At 68.3% G+C, this 17,793-nt stretch carries 18 protein-coding genes; 12 read left to right on the top strand and 6 right to left on the bottom strand.

What is annotated here, in order from left to right; all coding sequences use genetic code 11:
- Positions 1–10: 10 nt before the first annotated feature.
- Positions 11–1,255 carry an LLM class flavin-dependent oxidoreductase gene (locus AB0H62_RS10925; RefSeq protein ID WP_220245009.1) on the top strand — a complete coding sequence of 415 codons (1,245 nt, stop codon included), beginning with the start codon at positions 11–13 and terminating at the stop codon, positions 1,253–1,255.
- A gap of 58 nt (positions 1,256–1,313) precedes the next feature.
- On the opposite strand, the gene AB0H62_RS10930 is transcribed toward AB0H62_RS10925, so the two are convergent.
- Positions 1,314–2,663 (bottom strand): MFS transporter, encoded by a 1,350-nt coding sequence (locus tag AB0H62_RS10930; RefSeq protein WP_360585566.1) that lies wholly within the window; start codon positions 2,661–2,663, stop codon positions 1,314–1,316.
- A gap of 360 nt (positions 2,664–3,023) precedes the next feature.
- On the opposite strand from AB0H62_RS10930, the gene AB0H62_RS10935 reads away from it, so the two are divergent.
- From AB0H62_RS10935 to dusB, 4 genes are all read left to right on the top strand, one after another.
- The gene (locus tag AB0H62_RS10935) at positions 3,024–4,064 is read left to right on the top strand and encodes an alcohol dehydrogenase catalytic domain-containing protein (protein ID WP_360585568.1); all 1,041 of its coding nucleotides are present in this window, start codon (positions 3,024–3,026) and stop codon (positions 4,062–4,064) included.
- Positions 4,065–4,154: 90 nt separating this feature from the next.
- The gene (locus AB0H62_RS10940) at positions 4,155–4,370 is read left to right on the top strand and encodes a hypothetical protein (protein ID WP_220245015.1); all 216 of its coding nucleotides are present in this window, start codon (positions 4,155–4,157) and stop codon (positions 4,368–4,370) included.
- Positions 4,367–4,744, top strand: a complete 378-nt coding sequence (locus AB0H62_RS10945; protein ID WP_220245016.1) for a hypothetical protein — start codon at positions 4,367–4,369, stop codon at positions 4,742–4,744. Before AB0H62_RS10940 ends, AB0H62_RS10945 begins: the two co-directional genes overlap by 4 nt.
- A gap of 38 nt (positions 4,745–4,782) precedes the next feature.
- On the top strand, positions 4,783–5,928 hold the full coding sequence (dusB, locus tag AB0H62_RS10950) for a tRNA dihydrouridine synthase DusB (protein ID WP_360585571.1): 1,146 nt from the start codon (positions 4,783–4,785) through the stop codon (positions 5,926–5,928).
- Positions 5,929–6,069: 141 nt separating this feature from the next.
- Here dusB and AB0H62_RS10955 read toward each other — a convergent pair whose 3' ends face one another.
- Positions 6,070–7,707, bottom strand: a complete 1,638-nt coding sequence (locus AB0H62_RS10955; protein ID WP_360585572.1) for an FAD-dependent monooxygenase — start codon at positions 7,705–7,707, stop codon at positions 6,070–6,072.
- A gap of 63 nt (positions 7,708–7,770) precedes the next feature.
- Here AB0H62_RS10955 and AB0H62_RS10960 point away from each other — a divergent pair, with 63 nt between their 5' ends.
- Both AB0H62_RS10960 and AB0H62_RS10965 read left to right on the top strand, forming a co-directional pair.
- A complete protein-coding gene (locus AB0H62_RS10960; RefSeq protein WP_360585575.1) occupies positions 7,771–8,373 on the top strand; it encodes a TetR/AcrR family transcriptional regulator C-terminal domain-containing protein in 603 nt (200 codons plus the stop codon).
- A gap of 131 nt (positions 8,374–8,504) precedes the next feature.
- Complete coding sequence (locus tag AB0H62_RS10965; protein WP_360585992.1) at positions 8,505–8,972, top strand: SAM-dependent methyltransferase; 468 nt, start codon at positions 8,505–8,507, stop codon at positions 8,970–8,972.
- 117 nt (positions 8,973–9,089) lie between these two features.
- Here the strand turns inward: AB0H62_RS10965 and AB0H62_RS10970 are convergent, their stop codons facing one another.
- The gene (locus AB0H62_RS10970; RefSeq protein ID WP_360585577.1) at positions 9,090–9,734 is read right to left on the bottom strand and encodes a hypothetical protein; all 645 of its coding nucleotides are present in this window, start codon (positions 9,732–9,734) and stop codon (positions 9,090–9,092) included.
- Between the two features lie 247 nt (positions 9,735–9,981).
- Positions 9,982–10,404 (bottom strand): Hsp20/alpha crystallin family protein, encoded by a 423-nt coding sequence (locus AB0H62_RS10975; RefSeq protein WP_360585579.1) that lies wholly within the window; start codon positions 10,402–10,404, stop codon positions 9,982–9,984.
- A gap of 149 nt (positions 10,405–10,553) precedes the next feature.
- Between AB0H62_RS10975 and AB0H62_RS10980 the strand changes: the two genes are divergently transcribed.
- Genes AB0H62_RS10980 through AB0H62_RS11000 form a run of 5 tightly spaced genes read left to right on the top strand, consistent with a single transcriptional unit; the run spans position 10,554 to position 15,172 of the window.
- Positions 10,554–11,252, top strand: coding sequence for a GntR family transcriptional regulator (locus AB0H62_RS10980; RefSeq protein ID WP_220245028.1), 699 nt, complete (start codon positions 10,554–10,556; stop codon positions 11,250–11,252).
- Positions 11,249–12,238, top strand: coding sequence for an ADP-ribosylglycohydrolase family protein (locus tag AB0H62_RS10985; protein ID WP_360585581.1), 990 nt, complete (start codon positions 11,249–11,251; stop codon positions 12,236–12,238). Before AB0H62_RS10980 ends, AB0H62_RS10985 begins: the two co-directional genes overlap by 4 nt.
- Positions 12,235–13,158, top strand: coding sequence for a PfkB family carbohydrate kinase (locus AB0H62_RS10990; RefSeq protein ID WP_360585583.1), 924 nt, complete (start codon positions 12,235–12,237; stop codon positions 13,156–13,158). The genes AB0H62_RS10985 and AB0H62_RS10990 overlap by 4 nt, the downstream gene beginning before the upstream one ends.
- 23 nt (positions 13,159–13,181) lie before the next feature.
- On the top strand, positions 13,182–14,645 hold the full coding sequence (locus tag AB0H62_RS10995; RefSeq protein WP_360585585.1) for a cytosine permease: 1,464 nt from the start codon (positions 13,182–13,184) through the stop codon (positions 14,643–14,645).
- Positions 14,642–15,172 (top strand): cysteine hydrolase, encoded by a 531-nt coding sequence (locus AB0H62_RS11000; protein WP_360585587.1) that lies wholly within the window; start codon positions 14,642–14,644, stop codon positions 15,170–15,172. Before AB0H62_RS10995 ends, AB0H62_RS11000 begins: the two co-directional genes overlap by 4 nt.
- Before the next feature lie 55 nt (positions 15,173–15,227).
- Here the strand turns inward: AB0H62_RS11000 and AB0H62_RS11005 are convergent, their stop codons facing one another.
- Positions 15,228–16,670 carry an amino acid permease gene (locus AB0H62_RS11005; RefSeq protein ID WP_255638536.1) on the bottom strand — a complete coding sequence of 481 codons (1,443 nt, stop codon included), beginning with the start codon at positions 16,668–16,670 and terminating at the stop codon, positions 15,228–15,230.
- Between the two features lie 217 nt (positions 16,671–16,887).
- Positions 16,888–17,790, bottom strand: a complete 903-nt coding sequence (locus AB0H62_RS11010; protein ID WP_360585589.1) for an SDR family oxidoreductase — start codon at positions 17,788–17,790, stop codon at positions 16,888–16,890.
- Positions 17,791–17,793 lie beyond the last annotated feature (3 nt).

Genomic DNA, 17,793 nt, shown 5'->3' on the forward strand with positions numbered 1-17,793 from the left:
AGGTACGCACGTGAAGTTCCACTGGTTCGCGCAGCAGTACTACACCAAGCTCCCCGACGACTACGGCAGCACCGTGCACAGCTCGTGGGTCACGCCTCCGGCGTCGGTGGCCGACCCGTCGCAGGTGCACGAGGATTACCACACCTACCTGCGCCTGATGCAGCAGGCCGACGGCCTCGGCTGGGACTCCCTGTTGTTGAACGAACACCATCAAACATCACTCGCGATGACGCCGTCGCCCAACCTGATCGCCGCCGTCCTCGCCGGAACCACGCAGAACTCCGCGATCGCGCTGTGCGGCAACTCGCTGGCGCTGTACAACCCGCCGGTGCGCGTGGCCGAGGAGATCGCGATGCTCGACTGCCTCTCCGGCGGCCGCATCATCGCCGGCATGGTGTTCGGCACTCCCATGGACACGGGCTTCTCGTACGGCGTCCCGCCGATCGAGCTCCGCGACCGCTTCCACGAAGCCCGCGACCTCATCACCCGCGCGTGGAAGGCCGAGGAACCGTTCCCCTTCAACGGGAAGTACACCAAACTGCGCTACGTCAACACGTGGCCGCGGCCGGTGCAGGACGAGATTCCTGTGTGGATTCCGGGCAGCGGCAGCGTGGAGACGTGGGACGTGGTCAACGCCTTCAACTACTGCTACGGCTACCTCTCGTTCAGCGGCAAGCAGAGCGCCGAGCCGATCGTGAAGGGCTTCTGGGACTACACCGAGCAGCAGGGCGCCGACACGAACCCGAACCGCATGGCGTTCACGCAGATCATCTGCTGCGCCGACAGCGACGCCGAGGCCGAGCGGCTCTACGGCGACGCCGTGAAGTACTTCTACCGCCAGAACCCGACGGCACTGGAGTTCGCGACACCGCCGGGCTACAACTCGCTGCCGTCGATCCGGGCCAACCTCACGCGGGCGCGCACGATGTCCAATGAGGAACGCATGAAGGCCCAGAACGGCGAACTGTCCTTCTGGGAGTACGACGAGCTCGGCTACATCATCGCCGGCACGCCGGAGCGGGTGGAGCAGCGCGTGCGCGACCTCGTGACGGATCTGCGGATCGGCCAGCTCATCACGTGCATGCACGTGGGCAACCTGCCCGAAGAGGTCGCGGCGATGAACAACCAGCTGTTCGGCACTCAGGTGATCCCGAAGCTGCGGGACATCTGGGCCGGCCTCGAGGACCGCTGGACACCCAAGGTGAGCCAGCAGCGGATTGCGGAACGCTTCCCCTCCGCGGTCACCGCGGGCTGAACCGCCGAAGGGGCTTCCCCGCGCGGTGCGGGGAAGCCCCTTCTTCAGCTCTTGTGCGTCAGGACACCGGATCGGTGGTCCGGGCCGGCAGTGTCGGCTCGAGGTCACCCGCCACGGCCTGGTGCACTCGTACCTCTTTGGACAGAAGGACCGGGATGATGGACACGGCGAACAGAATCGCACCGACGATCCAGATGGTGTCGAGCTGGCCGCGGCCCGACACCGAAGTGTCGATCCACTTCCCGCTCTGGTCGGTGATCACCCAGCCGACCGCGACCTGCATGGCCGCCGACGCGCCGTTGAGCGTGCCGGTGACCTCCGGCCGGGCGATGCCGGACCAGTAGCTGTTGACCGTGCCCCAGAACATCGGATCGCAGAGGAAGGCGAAGGCCCCGATGAAGAATCCCCACAGGACCCACGTCGAGTCGTGCAGCAGCACACCCATCAGGAACCCGACCGCGCCACAGGCCGGGCCGAGCACCAGCCACGGCCGCGTGCGGCCGCCGAAGAACCGGGACACCAGTGTTCCATTGATGAGTCCGAAGAGGACCGGGACGATCGCGATGAGCGGGCTGACCCAAGCCACCGTGTCGGGGTTGACCTTGTCGAGGGTGATCAGGCCGTAGGGCAGCCACGGTCCCGAAAGCCACGTCGGGGTCGTCGCCAGCGCGGTCGCGATGATCATCGTGAGAATGCTGCGGTTCTTGAGCGCTCCCAGCAGTTCGCGGAAGCTCAGCTTGTCGCGGACCTCGACCCCGCGGTGTTCGGCGTGGATGCTCGCGATCTCTTCAGGCGTGATCCCGCGCAGCTTCTCGGGTTTGTTGGCGGTGAACAGAACCAGCATCACCAGCGCCGGCACACCCAGCGCCGCCACCACGATGAACGCGTCCCGCCAGGACAGGTGATTCGCCAGCGGCAGCGCGATCGCCGGTGCGAGCACACCGGCGATGAGGGTCGAGCTCATCCACGTCGACGTCGCCCTGGCGCCGAGCGCGCCAGGGAACCACACGGAAAGGAGCCGTTGTGAAGGGGCCCAGGAGAAGCCGAAGAAGACGCCGAAGATCAGGTTCCGCCACCACATCTCGTTGTAGGTGTGGACGAACGCCATCGTCGCCGAGAGCACTGTGACGCCGGAGATGCAGATGATGAGCATCTGCTTGGCGCCGAGGCGGTCGGCGAGGATGCCGGCGAGCAGGAGCAGGGGGAAGTACCCCAGCAGGTAGCTCGCCGTGACGCTCGAGATCTGACTCGGCGAGAGGTGCAGGTCGGTGGACCAGAACGGGTTGAGCAGGCTGAACTTCGCGCTGTCCAGCCAGACCACGAAGTTGACGATCAGGATGCTCGCGAGCATGAGCCCGCGTTTGCCCGTGAAGAGCTTGGGGCGGGTTACCGGTGCGGGGAACGACATGACAGACCCTCCGGACACAGGGGTGCGGATGCAGGTGATGGATAGGGAGGCGGAACTGGTGCCTCAGCCGAAGTACTCCCGACCGACTAGTCGGTTCGAGACAGCTTGCGCCCGGGTTCAGAGTGTGTCAAGCGCCACTTCGGAGCTTCTCGATTCAGGACAAAGTTCTTGTGCGGCAACGGGTTTCTTGATCTTTCTGGATTCACCCGTGCGGCGCAACGCGTGATTACCGTTGGTCGAAGTTCAGGGTTTGTTGCGGTGCCGATGTTTCCATCCCGGCCACAAAGGACTTTCTCTCGCGTTGGGCCGGGGCGGTTTCCGATACAGGTTTTCCGAGGTAAATCCACTTAGGAGGCTGTTGTGCGCGTAGTCACTTGGCAGGCGGTTGAAACCTTGTCCCTCGACGAGGTCGACGCACCGGTGTGCGGACCGTCCGATGTGGTCCTGTCTGTCGGGGCGTGCGGGATCTGCGGTTCGGATGTGCACTCCTACACCGAGGGCATGTGGATCGCGCCCGGCGTGCCGCTCGGGCACGAGTACGCGGGGACGGTGACCGCGGCGGGGTCTGCCGTGGCCGGCTTGCGCGTCGGCGACCGGGTCGCGGTGAATCCGGCGGCGCCGTGCGGGTCTTGTCCGCGGTGTTCGGAAGGCCGGCAGAACCTGTGCTCTGGCGGGTCAGGTCACTCCGGCGGGTTCGGGGACCAGGTGCTGGTGCGGAACGCCTTGGTGGGGCAGCACTTGTTCGTACTTCCTGGCGACTTTCCGTTGGAGGAGGCTTCTTTTCTGGAGCCGCTTTCGGTGGCCGTGCGGGCCGTGCACCACGCCGCGCCGCCGTTGGACGAGCCGATCGTGGTGTTCGGCTTGGGAACAATCGGACAATGCGTGGTGCAAGTCCTCCTCGCGGCAGGAGCCCGTGATGTGATCGTGGTGGATACTTCACATCGGCGCCTCGCGGCCGCCGTGTCCGCCGGGGCGCACGAGGCGTTGAACCCCTCGACAGACGATGTGGGCGCCTCCCTGTTCGCCTCGCGCGGCACGACTTCGTCGCCCTACCAACCTCGTTCGGGTGCGATCGGGGCGGTGTTCGAATGCTCCGGTGCTGCTCCTGTGTTGCCGCTGGCGTTCTCCCTGGCCCGCGCCGCCGCGCCGATCGCCGCGATCGCGCTCGCGGCTCACCCGTTGAGCATCCCGGTCGACGACCTGGTGCAGAAGGAGCTCCGCCTGCTCGGCAGCTTCGCCTACACCCCGCGCGACTGCCAGGAGGCGTTCGAGCTGCTCGTGTCGCGACGGGTGGACGTCCGGCCGCTCATCTCGCACCGCTTCGCGCTGGCGGACATCACGGCGGCGTTCGAGGCGCAGCGGGATACAGGGGCGTCGATCAAGGTGGTGGTATCGCCGTGATGCCTGGTCAGCAAGGTCAACTTCATTCGATCGAGACTATTGTCTAGTCCGCCGTTGACGGTTGCGTCTAGCCCTGACTAGACATATCATGTGAAGAGACGTGAGGTCATCAAGAAGATCGCGGCTGCGGCAAAGAAGCAGGGGACGGAGTGGGTCTTGGTACGAGAAGGTGCCAACCACACTGTCTACGCGTTGGATGGAGTGGTGATCCCCATCCCGCGCCACACCGAGCTGGGCGAGGTCTTCGCGGTGGACATCTTCAAAGAGTGCGAGGGGATTCTGGGGAAGGGATGGTGGAGGAAATGAAGACCTATCACGCTGACGTCACCCGGGACGGAAGGTTCTGGCTCATCCGGGTCCGCGAGATCAACCGATCCACTCAGGCGCTCCGCTACAAAGACGTCGCAGCGATGGCGAGCGAGCTCATCGAGATCATGGATGAGCTTCGCAGCGACGAATACGACCTCCACCTGACGGTGCAGCTGCCGGACTCGGTGAAAGATCACCAGGCCCGCGCAGAGGTGCTCCGAGAGGAAGCCCAGCGCAAGCAAGCCGAAGCTGCTGCGGAGAACCGGGCAGCCGTGCAAGAGCTGCTCGCTTTGGGGCTTTCGCAGCGTGAGGCCGGCGACGTGCTTGGGGTCTCGTTCCAGCGGGTCAGTCAGTTGGCGAAGTCGTCTTGACCTGCCCCTCCTCGACGTGATCGACACCACAAGCGACAATGGAGGACGTGACCGCCACCTTGAGCAAGCCCGCCCTGCAGATCGGCCCCTACCAGGTCGATCCGCCGGTCGTGTTGGCGCCGATGGCGGGGATCACGAACGTCGCGTTCCGGCAGTTGTGCGCGGAGTACGGGGCGGGCATCTACGTGTGCGAGATGATCACCGCGCGGGCCGTCGTGGAGCGGCACCCCGGGACGATGCACATGATGACCTTCGGCGAGCACGAGAAGCCCAGGTCCATGCAGCTTTACGGCGTGGATCCGAAGACGATGCGCGAGGCCGTGAAGATCATCACCGGTGAGGGGCTCGCGGACCACATCGACTCGAACTTCGGGTGTCCCGTCGCGAAGGTGACGCGCAAGGGCGGCGGGGCGGCGCTGCCGTTCAAGCGGAAGCTGTTCGCGGACATCGTGCGCGAATCGGCCGCGGCGGCTGCCGAGGCGGGGGTGCCGTTCACGGTCAAGTTCCGCGTGGGCATCGACGACGACCATCGCACGTTCCTCGACGCCGGGCGCATCGCCGAGGCCGAGGGCGCGGCGGCGGTCAGCCTGCACGCGCGTACGGCCGCGCAGCGCTACTCCGGCCAGGCCGACTGGTCGAAGATCGCCGAGCTCAAGCAGGCCGTGACCAGCATTCCCGTGCTGGGCAACGGTGACATCTTCTCCGCCGCCGACGCGCTGCGCATGGTCGACGAGACCGGCTGCGACGGTGTGGTCGTCGGCCGCGGGTGCCTCGGGCGGCCGTGGCTGTTCGGGGAGCTGGAGGCGGCGTTCGCGGGGCGCGAGATCCCGGCCGGGCCGAACCTGGGCGAGGTCGCACGGGTGCTGCGCCGGCACGCGGAGCTGCTGGTGGCGCACGACGGGGCGACCAAGGCGTTGCGTGATCTGCGCAAGCACATGGCGTGGTACTTCATGGGCTTCGCCGTGGGGGCCGAGCTGCGGCGCGGGTTCGCGATGGTGTCGAGCCTCGACGAGCTCGACGACCTCATCGCGCGCCTCGACTTCGACGCGCCGTTCCCGGAGAACGCCGATGGTCCCCGGGGGCGCCAGGGTTCGCCTGGCAAGGTGACGCTGCCGCACGGTTGGCTGAACGACCCGGATGACGACTGTGTGCCTGAGGCTGAGGACATGCATTCGGGCGGGTGAGCCTGGTTTTAGGTTTTAGGTTTTAGGTTTTGGGCTTTGGGTTTCGGGTGTCGCGGGCCGGTGTTGGTCGCCGACGGAATTCGAACACTGCGTGTCGCAAAATCCGCGGCCGGTGAGGGCATTCGCACTTCGCTGAGCTGATCATGGTGCTGGAAACCACGTATCGAGTGCGAGTTGCAACGACTCGCTGTCCCCTTCTGCCCAGGCGATGATGCCGTCGGGGCGGAGGAGGTGCGGGCCGATGTTGGTCACTGGGAGGATTTCAACACGGTTTGTCGCATAATTCGCGAAAGCTTGAGTCTCGGGCGTGAGCAGGAGCAGGCCACGGCCGGAGCACAGGTGTTCGTGCAGTTTGGAGTGGACGCCGTGGTCGTCGACGAGGTCCAGGTCGGGCGAGTGGAGGCCGACGGGTTCGGTGGCGGGGTACGGCAGCTCGTAGCGATGGTCCACACCGGACAGTAGAGCGCTGAAATACCGGTTCACCGCAGGGATTTCCATGAGTTCGCTGAAGATGTCGCGCAGAGCGTCGATGTGGGGACCGGGCGCCAGGAGGGCTGACTGCGCTCGGGTGTTATGCAGGACGGCCGCCGCGGCGGGGTGGCGTTCGCGGGTGTAGGTGTCGAGGAGTGACTCGGGCGCGGCGCCGCGGATTACGGCGGCGAGTTTCCAGCCCAGGTTCATCGCGTCGAGCAGGCCAAGGTTCAGGCCTTGGCCGCCGCTGGGCGAGTGCACGTGGGCGGCGTCGCCGGCCAGCAGGATTCGGCCGTGGCGGTAGGTGTCGGCTTGGCGGGCCTGGTCGGTGAAGTCGCGGGGTTCGCGGACGTCGTCGACGGTGACGTCGGCGCCGGTGACGCGATGGATGGCGGCGGCCAACTCGGCGGGAGTGACCGGGCCACGGTTGTCGGCCGGGATGGCGTGGTGGCCTTCGCCGGCCGAATTGGCCGAGGTCACCGGGGCGGCATCACTCGGCACGGTCGCCGGTGTGAATGGAGTGTCCTCTCTGGCCCATCCGGCGGGAGCTGCTGGGCGGCAATCGCCGGTCGAGGTGGTGAAGGTGACCAGGCCACCGCCCGCCGCCGGGGTGGTGGTGCCGGACGGCGCGACAGGGGTGAAATTGGCGGAGCCGGCGAGTTCCGTGACACCGGCGAGGGAGCCGCCGTGGAGGAAGGTGCCGGTGGGGTAGCGGCCGGGGGCTGGGACGGGGCCGGTGAAGGTGGCGGCGCCGGCGATGGTGCGGAGGAGGGGTGGCGTGCCGGGGAAGGCAAAGGGTGTGAGTTTTCGGACGCGACTGTGTGCGCCGTCGCACCCGACTAGGTAGTGGGCGCGCAGACGGTGTTCGCCGGTGGACGTGTGGGTGAGGACGGTGACGCTGTCGGCACCGGGTTCCAGGGCGACGACGTCGTGACCGCGGAGGATCCGTGCGCCGAGGGATTCGGCGTGGGTGGTGAGGAGGCGTTCCAGGTCGGGCTGCCAGATGCGCGTGCCGCGGCGGAGTGGGTCTGGGGCGAGTTTGTGGATGTTCGCGAAGTGGCCCAGCTCGGTGCCGTGGTCGCGGGTGAAGTCGCGGGCGCCGTCGGGGTCCGCGGCCGACAGGTGGGGGCCGAGGCCGCGGCGCCAGAGGGCTTCGGTGGCCAGGAGGCCGATGCCGCGGGCCTTGCGATCACGCGAGGGTTCGGTGAGGCGTTCCAGCACCACGGCGCGGCCGCCGCCCAGCTGGACCTCGGCGGCGAGGAGGAGGCCGACGGGGCCGGCTCCGACGATGAGGACGTCCACGTCCATGCGAAGTCTCCTTAACTTGTTAAGTGCTACTGTGCACCTGAACTAGTTAAGGAATCAAGGAGCATGCCGATCGACGTACCGGACGCGGTCCGCACCGCGTTGGCCCAGTTGGAGCAGGACGGGCTCGACAAGCTCACCGTCCGGCGGCTCGCCGGCGAGCTCGGCGTCAAGGCGCCCGCGCTGTACTGGCACTTCAGCAGCAAACGCGCGCTGCTCGACCACATGACCGACGCGATCGTCGAGCCCGTCCTCGGCCGGCTGCCGGAAAAGACCGTGCCCTGGCTCGAGTGGCTGGAGGAAGCGGGCAAAGCGCTGCACACCGCGCTCCTCGGCCATCGCGACGGGCCCAGCATCGCGATCGGCGCCGACCTGAGTGTGGCCCGATCGCTGGGTGAGTTCGCGGAGCGCGCCGTCGAGGTCTTGCACCGGGCGGGGTTCCCGCTCGCCGACGCGACGCGGGCGGCGGGGGTGTTCGTCCACTTCGTCCTCGGCCGCGCGGTCGAGGACCAGACCAGGCCCGACGAAACCGTGCAGATCCCGTTTCCCTTGATGGCACAAGGCTTACGCGACCGCCAAGCCGCCGGTGCCACCCCGGCGGACGACTTCCGCTACGCGCTCGGCGTCGTCCTCGCCGGGCTGAACGCGACCCGCCCCGCGGCCCCCTGAGTTGCCCCGGCGGTTACTCCCGGTGTGACTGCCGACACGGAGGACGAGCGCGATGTCGCCGAACGCCGCTGGTGCCGATGCGGTCGTCTACGTCGACAACGACCCCGTGATCACCGCCCACGGCCGCGCTGCTGGAGGAGAACGAGCTCACGCGCTACGTCGAGGGCGACATCTTCGACCCGCGCTCGATCCTCGACAACGAGACCGTGCGCACCCACCTCGACTGGCACCAGCCGATCGCGCTCTCGCAGGTCGCGACGCTGCACCACCACAAGGGCGAGCGCAGCGCGCCCGCCGAGGTGATGCGCGAGTACATCGACGCCCTCCCGCGCGGGTCCTACGTGATCATCTCCCACCTGCTCGACCCGGAATCCGAGGACACCGCGGTGATGCGCGAACTCGAACAGGCCGTCGCGCGCGGCTCGCTGGGCGGCGCGACGTGGCGCACGCGCACCGAAATCGAGGAGTTGTTCGACGGGCTGGAGATGGTTGATCCCGGCATCACCGAACTCGTGCGCTGGTGGCCGGACGGCCCGCAGCTCAAGCCGCTCACGGTCGCCCACCGGATCACCGCCGGCGGGATCGGGCGCAAGCTCTGACCTGTGGTTTCCCCTGTTCTCCACAAGCTGTCCCCAGGTTGTCCACAGGGGGTTGTGGATAAACAGCGAAAGGCCACTCCGGACGTCGGAGTGGCCTTTTTCGCGAGCGGGGAAAGATCAGGCGGCCGCACCAATCAGCACCGACTGCACCTGACCGAAGCCGAGGGCGGCGAGGTCGGCGACGTCGTGGGTGACGACCAGCGACTTGCCCGTCAGGTTCGGGCCGGTGTAGAGCGTCAAGGTGCCGGAGACGAACTGGATCGAGCCGGTGGCCGGGATGTTGATGTTGACCTTGTCGCCCACGTTGCCGTTGATGCCCTGCGAGCCCTGCGGCTCCGAGAAGTTCTTGCCCGAGTCGATGATCGCGCTGGCGCCGGCGACGGGCGGCTTCGCGGGGGCGTTGTCACCGATGAAGATGGACTGGACGTGGGCGAAGCCGGCGCCGAAGGTGGCCGGGATGTTGGCGACGCTGTCGGTGAGGACCGCGGCGTCGCCGGTCTTGCAGTCCGCGCCGGTCCACAGGGTCATCGTGCCGCCGAAGCTCTGCAGCGAACCGGTGGCGGGGATGTTGACAGTGATGCACTCGCCGCCGTTGCCGCCGATGCCCTGGGAGCCCTGCGGTTCCGAGAAGTTGATGCCCGAGTCGAGGATGCCGCTCGCCCCGGAGGCGGCGGGTGAAGCGGAGGCGATGCCGGCACCGCCGAGCACCGCGCCGGCGACGGCACCGAAGGCGGCCAGGGAGAGAACAGTCTTGCGCAGCATGGGATTCTCCAGAACCTTGTCGGGTTTCCCGGCTCCGCACCTCGGTGCCGGACACCCGCAGACACGGGTCCCATCCGGTGAACGGTTCACGATCTTGATGTGACGGCCGCCACACCGCACCGTGAAGGCAAGACAGGGCAACGTACTTGCCCGGAAGAATCCATGGCAGAAATATCCACTGTGGACAGACATGATTCGGCCCCGTCGTCCCAAGAGGAGCGACGGGGCCGCGAAATGGTTCTGGAACTCAGTTCTCGAGCTGCTGCGGCTCGCCACCGACGGTGATCTTGCGCGGCTGGGCCTTCTCGGCCACCGGGATGCGCAGGGTCAGCACACCGTCGACGTACTCCGCGGCGACGCGGTCGGTGTCGAGGGTGTCACCGAGGGCGAGGCGGCGCGAAACCTTGCCGCGCGAACGCTCGGAGACCTGCACGCGGGCGTCCTCATCGAAGGCGGCGGCGCGCTCGGCCTTCACGGTCAGCACGTTGCGCTCCACGCTCACGTCGATCGACTCGCGGGCCACGCCCGGGAGGTCGAACTGCACGACGTACTCGTCACCGTTGCGGTAGGCGTCCATCGGCATCGTGCGCGGCGAGCTGGCGGGCTGGCCGGCGAAGAACTGCTGGGTCAGGCGGTCGAACTGGGCGAACGGGTCGGTCCGGATCAACATCTGCGTTCCTCCTTCAGGTGGCCTCGATCAGCTCCTGGGCGGCTGACCGGACCTTACAAAGTTGACAACGGTAAACTCAACTTAGTTGTTCCCGATAGACGCACATCACAGCCGAGACTTGTCAGGCGGTCACCACCGGGTGTACAGGTATGAACATGTACGTGGGCGGAAAGAAACAGAAGCTCGTCGGCGACCTCGCCGAGCTCATCCGCTCGGGCCGGCTCGCCCACGGGGACCAGCTGCCGGGTGAGCACCAGCTCGCCGAGCAGTACCAGGTCAGCCGCGGGACTGTGCGCAGCGCGCTGGTGGAATTGCAACATCAAGCGCTCATTTCCACCCACGCCGGCGTGGGGTCGTTCGTGACGTTCGACGGGGTCACGCTCGACCAGGGCATCGGCTGGGCCCGCGCGCTCGCCGACTCCGGCGCGCCCGTGACCACCGAGCTGCTCGGTATCACCGAGGTCGAGGACGCCGAACTCACCCGCCGGTTCACCACGCCGAAGTTCGTGCGCGTGAAACGGCTGCGCCGCGACGAGACCGGCCGCGGCGTCTCCCTCGAAGAAGCCACCCTTCCGCCCGTCGGCTCGCTGGCCGAGCTGCGCCTGGTCGACAGCTCCATCACGGCCACCCTGCGCGAAGCCGGCCTGCAGCCCGTCGGCGGCGACCAGTGGATCACCGCCCAGCCGCTCGACGCCGCTTCGGCCGCGCTGCTCGGCCGCCCGGCCGGAGAGCTGTTCCTCAAGGCCACGCGCACGTCGCTCGACGTGGATGCCCGCCTCGTCGAGCACGTCGTGAGCCTGCTCGATCCCGCGCGCTTCAGCTTCCACCTCTCCTTCGGCCGACGATGAGCCCCCGAGACCGCGCGCTCGCCGCGCTGACCGGACTGGCCGTGGGTGACGCACTCGGCATGCCGACGCAGTCGATGTGCCGCGCGGAGATCCGCGCCGCGTACGGCGAGATCGACGGTTTCCGTGATGCGATCGCCGACCAGCCCATCGCGCCCGGCCTGCCCGCGGGCACGATCACCGACGACACCGAGCAGGCCCTGCTGCTGGCGCGCCTGCTCGTGGCCGGCGGCGGCCACGTCGAGCCGCGCGTGTTCGCCGACGCGTTGCTGGCCTGGGAAGCCGACATGATCCGCCGCGGTTCGGCCGATCTGCTCGGGCCGTCGACGAAAAAAGCGTTGTCATTGCTGGAAAACGGCGTCCCCCCGGAAGAGGCCGGCCGCGGCGGCACGACCAACGGCGCCGCCATGCGCGTGACCCCGGTCGGCATCGCAACCCCGGTCGACGATTTGACCACGCTCGTCGACGCCGTGGCCGAGACCGCGCGCGTCACGCACAACACCTCCCTCGGCCTCGCCGCCGCGGCCGCCGTCGCCGCCGCGGTGTCGGCGGGTGTGGACGGAGCGAACCGCATGGACGCCTTCGACCTGGCCGAACGCGCGGCCGCCCTCGGCGCGGCGCGAGGCCACTGGAGCGCGGGCGGCAGCGTCGCCGCGCGCATCCACTGGGCCCGCGACTGGGTGCGGGGCCTGCGACGCACGGAGCTGGACGACGCCGTGGCCGACGTGATCGGCACTTCCGTGTCCGCGCAGGAGTCCGTGGTCGCCGCGTTCGCGCTGGCCGAGGTGCTCGACCCGGCCGAAGCGCTGACGACGGCCGCGAGGCTGGGCGGCGACACCGACACCGTCGCCGCGATCTGCGGGGCGCTGCTCGGCGCGTGCGGCGAAGAGGTCCCCGCCGAGCTGGCCGAAACCGTGGTCAGGGTGAACGGTCTCGACCTCGGTCCGCTCGTCGACGGCCTCGTCACCGTGCGCAGGACCATCTCGTGAGCCGGTTGATCCACACAGGACAAGTCGTGGTCGACCTCGTCCTCACCGTGCCGCGGCTGCCGGCACCGGGCGGCGACGTGCTGGCGACGTCCACGAACCTGCTGCCCGGCGGCGGGTTCAACGTGATGGCCGCGGCCGCGCGCTCGGGCGCAGAGGTCGTCTACGCCGGCACGCACGGCACCGGCAGCTTCGGCGACCTCGTGCGCGCCGCGCTGGAGACCGAAGGCATCACGGTCGCGCAGGAGCCCACGGTCAGCGGCGACACCGGCGTCGTCGTGGCGCTCGTGGATCCCTCGGGCGAGCGGACGTTCGCCACCGGCACCGGCGCCGAGGGCCGGCTGCGCGCCGACCAGCTCGCGCGCGTCGCCGCCGCGCCCGACGACCTCGTGTACGTCACCGGCTACAGCCTCCTGCACGCCGCCAACCGCGAAGCCCTGCTGCGCTGGCTGCCGGACCTGCCGGGTTCGCGGGTGCTGTTCGACCCCGGCCCGCTGGTGTCCGAACTGGACCCGCGCACCCTCGGCACCCTGTTGTCCACGGTGGACATCATCAGCTGCAACGCCCGCGAGGCCGAGTCGCTCGACGTCACCGCGCTCGCCGAGAGCACGACCGTGATCGTCCGCGATGGCCCCGCCGGCTGCACGATCCACCACGGCGGCGAGATCACCCGGGTCGACGGCTTCCCCGTCACCGCGGTCGACACGAACGGCGCCGGTGACACCCACTGCGGCGTCCTGGCCGCCGAGCTCCTGCGCGGCGCCGACCTGCCGAACGCAGCTCGCCGCGCCAACGCCGCGGCCGCGATGTCCGTAACCCGACACGGACCCGCCACCGCGCCAACATGCGCGGAACTGAACGAGTTCTGGCGGAATATTGACGGCGACACGGGCGACTTCTACCGTCGCATCGATCAAATATGAACAGGTTCAGATAGGCGGGCACCATGGCCAGGACCGAACAACAGGCACCGGAAACAAGCACCCGGCTCAAGGTCGAGACACACGGCATCAACGTGATCGGCGACGCCGAGCGCCGGGGCCGGCCAAGGGATCTGTTCTGGCCGTGGTTCGGCGCCAACGTGTCGATCCTGGGGCTCAGCTACGGCTCGTTCGCGATCGGGTTCGGGATCTCGTTCTGGCAGGCGACGATCGCCGGCGTGATCGGGATCGTGTTCTCGTTCCTGCTCTGCGGCTTCATCGCGGTGGCGGGCAAACGCGGCTCCGCGCCGACGATGACGCTCTCGCGCGCGGCGTTCGGCGTGCGCGGCAACCACCTGCCGTCGGCGATCTCGTGGATCCTCACCGTCGGCTGGGAGACGGTGCTGACCGCGCTCGCGACCATGGCCACCGCGACGGTGTTCGAGCGGCTCGGCTGGGGCGGCGGCGGCACGACGAAGGTGATCGCGCTGATCGTGGTCGCCGGGCTCACCGTGCTCAGCGGCGTGATGGGCTTCGACCTGATCATGCGGCTGCAGACGATCATCACGTGGATCACCGGCGTGCTGACCGTGGTCTACGTGATCCTGGTGGCCGGCCACGTGCACTGGTCGGCGGTGAGCGCGGTGCCCGCGGGCTCGGCGCAGGAGTTCATCGGCGCGCTCGTGTTCCTGATGACGGGCTTCGGGCTCGGCTGGGTCAACGCGGCGGCCGACTACTCGCGCTACCTGCCGCGCTCGTCGTCCGGACGCGGCGTGATCGGCTGGACGACGTTCGGCGCGTCGGTGGCGCCGCTCGTGCTGCTGGTGTTCGGGCTGCTGCTGGCGGGTTCGTCGCCGGAACTGAACTCGAGCATCGCGGCGGACCCGATCGGCGCGCTGACCACGATCCTGCCGCTGTGGTTCCTGGTGCCGTTCGCGATCGTCGCCGTGCTCGGCCTGGTGGGCGGCGCCGTGCTGGACATCTACTCCTCAGGCCTGTCGCTGCTGTCCGCGGGCCTGCGGATCCCGCGCTACGTCGCGGCGCTGATCGACGGCGTGATCATGATCGCCGGCACCGTCTACATCGTCTTCTTCGGCGGCACTTTCCTCGGCCAGTTCCAGGGTTTCCTCACCACGCTCGGCGTACCCGTGGCCGCGTGGTGCGGCGTGATGCTCGCGGACGTGCTGCTGCGCCGCCGCGACTACGCCGAAGCCGACCTCTACGACCGCCGCGGCCGTTACGGCGACGTGCGCTTCGGGCCCGTCGCCCTGATCGTCGTCGCGACGGCCGTCGGCTGGGGTCTGGTCACCAACGCGTCGGCGAGCTGGCTGCACTGGCAGGGTTACCTGCTGGCGCCGTTCGGCCTCGGCGGCCGCGAGGGATCGTGGGCGTTCGCCAACCTCGGCGTGCTGGTGGCACTGGCGCTCGGTTTCGTGGTGACGCTGCTGGTCAGCCGCTCGCGCGTGCGCGCGCAGGAGGCCGCCGCATGAAGCCGCTGCTGGGGGTGATCGACCTGCAGAACATCTTCGGCGACCCGTCGAGCGGCTGGTTCACTCCGGGGTTCGCGTCGATCCTGCCTCAGGTGCGGCGGCTGGTGGACGCGTTCGGGCCGCGGGTGGCGTTCACGCGATTCCTGGCTCCGGAGAAGCCGACTGGGGCTTGGGTGAAGTACTACGAACAGTGGCCGTTCGCCTTGCAGACACCGGATTCGCGGGCGTACGCGGTGGTCGACGAGTTCCCCGTGAAGTCGACTGTGGACGCTTACACCTTCGGCAAGTGGACGCCCGAGATGGCCGACCTGGTCGGCGACGGCGGCCTCGTGCTCGCCGGCGTCTCCACGGACTGCTGCGTCCTCTCCACCGCCCTGGCCGCCGCCGACGCGGGCGTCCCGGTGACCGTGGTGTCCGACGCGTGCGCGGGGGTGTCGGACGAAAGCCACGCGCAGACGCTGACGATCCTGCGGCTGTACGGCCCGTTGGTCGAGGTCAGGACGACGGACGAGGTGCTGGCCCACTGAAACTGGGCCTCCGGCGGAGAAAACCGCGCCGGAGGCCCAGGAGATCAAGGCAAACCTACGTCAGCTCATCCTGCCGCTCTGCCGCGATCCGGCGGACGCGGCCACGGACACCGAGCCAGCCGGCGACCAGAACCAACGCCAGCACAGGAATGCTGTAGATCAGAATCCGCCCGGTCGTGCCGCCCCACCAGCTCATCGTGAGAACCAGCAGGAGGAACGCCAGCGTCACGTAGTTCGTATACGGCGCCCCAGGCAGGCGATACGAAGGCCGGGACATCTCTCCGCGCGCGGCCTTGCGAGTCATCGCCAGGTGACAGATCACGATCATCGACCACATGCCGATGATGCCCAGCGCCGAGAACTCCAGCGCGACCTCGAAGGCCTCCCCCGGCACCACCAAATTGAGCACCACGCCGAGCACGTACACCGCCGCGGTCAGGAGCACACCGCCGAAGGGGACGCCGCTCTTGCTCATCTTCGAGGTGAACTTCGGGGCCGAGCCGGCGATCGAGAGCGACCGCAGGATGCGCCCGGTGGAGTACAGCCCGGAGTTCACGCTGGACAGCGCCGCGGTCAGCACGATGACGTCCATGATGCCGCCGGCCGCGGGAATGCCGAGCTTGGAGAAGAACGTGACGAACGGGCTCTCCCCGCTCTTGTACGCCGTCCACGGCAGCACCATCACCAGCAGCAGCACCGAACCCACGTAGAAGATGCCGATGCGCCAGGCGACGGAGTTGACGGCCTTCGGGATGACCTTGCGCGGGTTGGCGGTCTCGCCGGCGGTCACGCCGACCATCTCGACACCGGAGTAGGCGAACACGACACCCTGCAGGATCAGCAACGCGGGCAGCACGCCGGTCGGGAACACGCCGCCGTTGCTGGTGATCAGGCTCGGGCCGGTCACCACTCCGTCGACGGGCGTCCGGCTGATCAGCACGAAGATCGCCACGACCATGAACACCACGAGCGCGAGGACCTTGATGGCGGCGAACCAGAACTCGAGTTCGCCGAACAGCTTCACCGAGACCATGTTCACCGCGAGGATCGCGAACAACGCGATGAGCGCGGGAATCCATTGCTGCAGGTCCGGCCAGAAGAACTGCGTGTACTTGGCCACCGCGGTCACGTCGGCGACGCCCGCCGTGGCCCAGTTCAGGAAGTACATCCAGCCCGCGAAGAACGCGGCTTTCTCGCCGAGGAATTCACGCGAATAGGACACAAAGGATCCGGAAGACGGCCGGTGCATCACCAGTTCGCCCATCGCGCGGACCACGAAGAACGCGATGATCCCGGCGACCGCGTAGACGACGGCCAGCGCCGGACCGGTGCTGTGCAGGCGCGAGCCGGCGCCCAGGAACAGGCCGGTCCCGATGGCGCCACCGATGGCGATCATCTGGACCTGACGGTTCTTCAGTCCTTTGTGGTACCCGGCTTCCTCGTGCTTGAACGAGGTTTCCGGCGGCTCGGCGACCGCCGTCTGATCCGAGGGCGACATGTGATTCCCCTGTTCTGACAACAAAGTGCGTGTCGTGACGCAGGGTCGGCCGACCACTGTGTCGTGCCAGATCATGATGTGGTCGGACCGCATCCGGCCGCAACGGGAGCGGCGATAACTTAGGGTTGATTTGAGCTGCGAACCTCAAGCCATTCTCAAATGTGCCCGATAATGCCGAAATTCACGGACTCCCGTACCGGAAAACGCGAAACGCGTTTCAAGCCCAGCTGTCCGGCTGCGAGCCATCGACATCGGTGAAGCCGTACTCACGCGCCAGCTCCGCCGAGCTCACCGACCGCTGGTTCCACCGCGCGCGCTCCGGGTCCGCGGCCAGCGCCGCCACCGCGCGGCCCACGTAGCGCGGCGACTCGGACTGCGCGAAGGGCGGCGGGGCGGTCGGACGGCCGTCCGGGCGCCCGGAATCCAGCGCGGCGCGCCAGTTTTCCTCCGTGACGCCGTAGTTGTCGAGCATCATCTCCGAACGCAGCCAGCCCGGCGTGATCGCGACGGCCGTGCCGCCGTGCGCCGCGAGCTCGTGGCCCTGCGAGAACGCGAGACGGTTCACCGAGGCCTTCGCGAGGTCGTAGAACACGGAGATCCGGTACTGGGAAGCGTTGTACTCCAGCGTGCCGTCGGTGACCTCGACGAGGAGCCCGCCGCGTTGCGAAACGAGCAGCGGCAACAGGTAGTGCGAGGTCACGAGGTGCGTTTCCACGCCAAGGCGCAGGATCCGCAGGCCGTCGTCGAGGTCGTGCTCCCAGATCGGCGTGTTCCAGTCGGCCGGGCCGCCCTTGAGCCGCTCGGCGCCCCAGATGTCGTTGACCAGCACGTCGAGCCGGCCGTGTTCACGGCGCACGCGCTCGGCCAGCACGCGCACCTGCTCGTGGTCGAGGTGGTCGACCTGCCTGGGCACGCCGGTGCCGCCGAGGCTGGTGACGAGCGCGGCCGTCTCCTCGATCGTCTCGGGGCGGTCGTAGTCGGAGTGGCCGTCGCGTTCCCAGCTGCTGCGGCCGGTGCAGATCACCGTCGCGCCGGCCTCGCCGAGGGCCGCCGCGATGCCGCGCCCGGCGCCGCGGGTCGCGCCGGCCACCAGGACTACCCGGTTCCGGAGATCAGCCATCAC

The sequence above is a fragment of the Amycolatopsis sp. NPDC050768 genome (assembly GCF_040654155.1).
In the GTDB taxonomy this organism is placed as follows: Bacteria; Actinomycetota; Actinomycetes; order Mycobacteriales; family Pseudonocardiaceae; genus Amycolatopsis.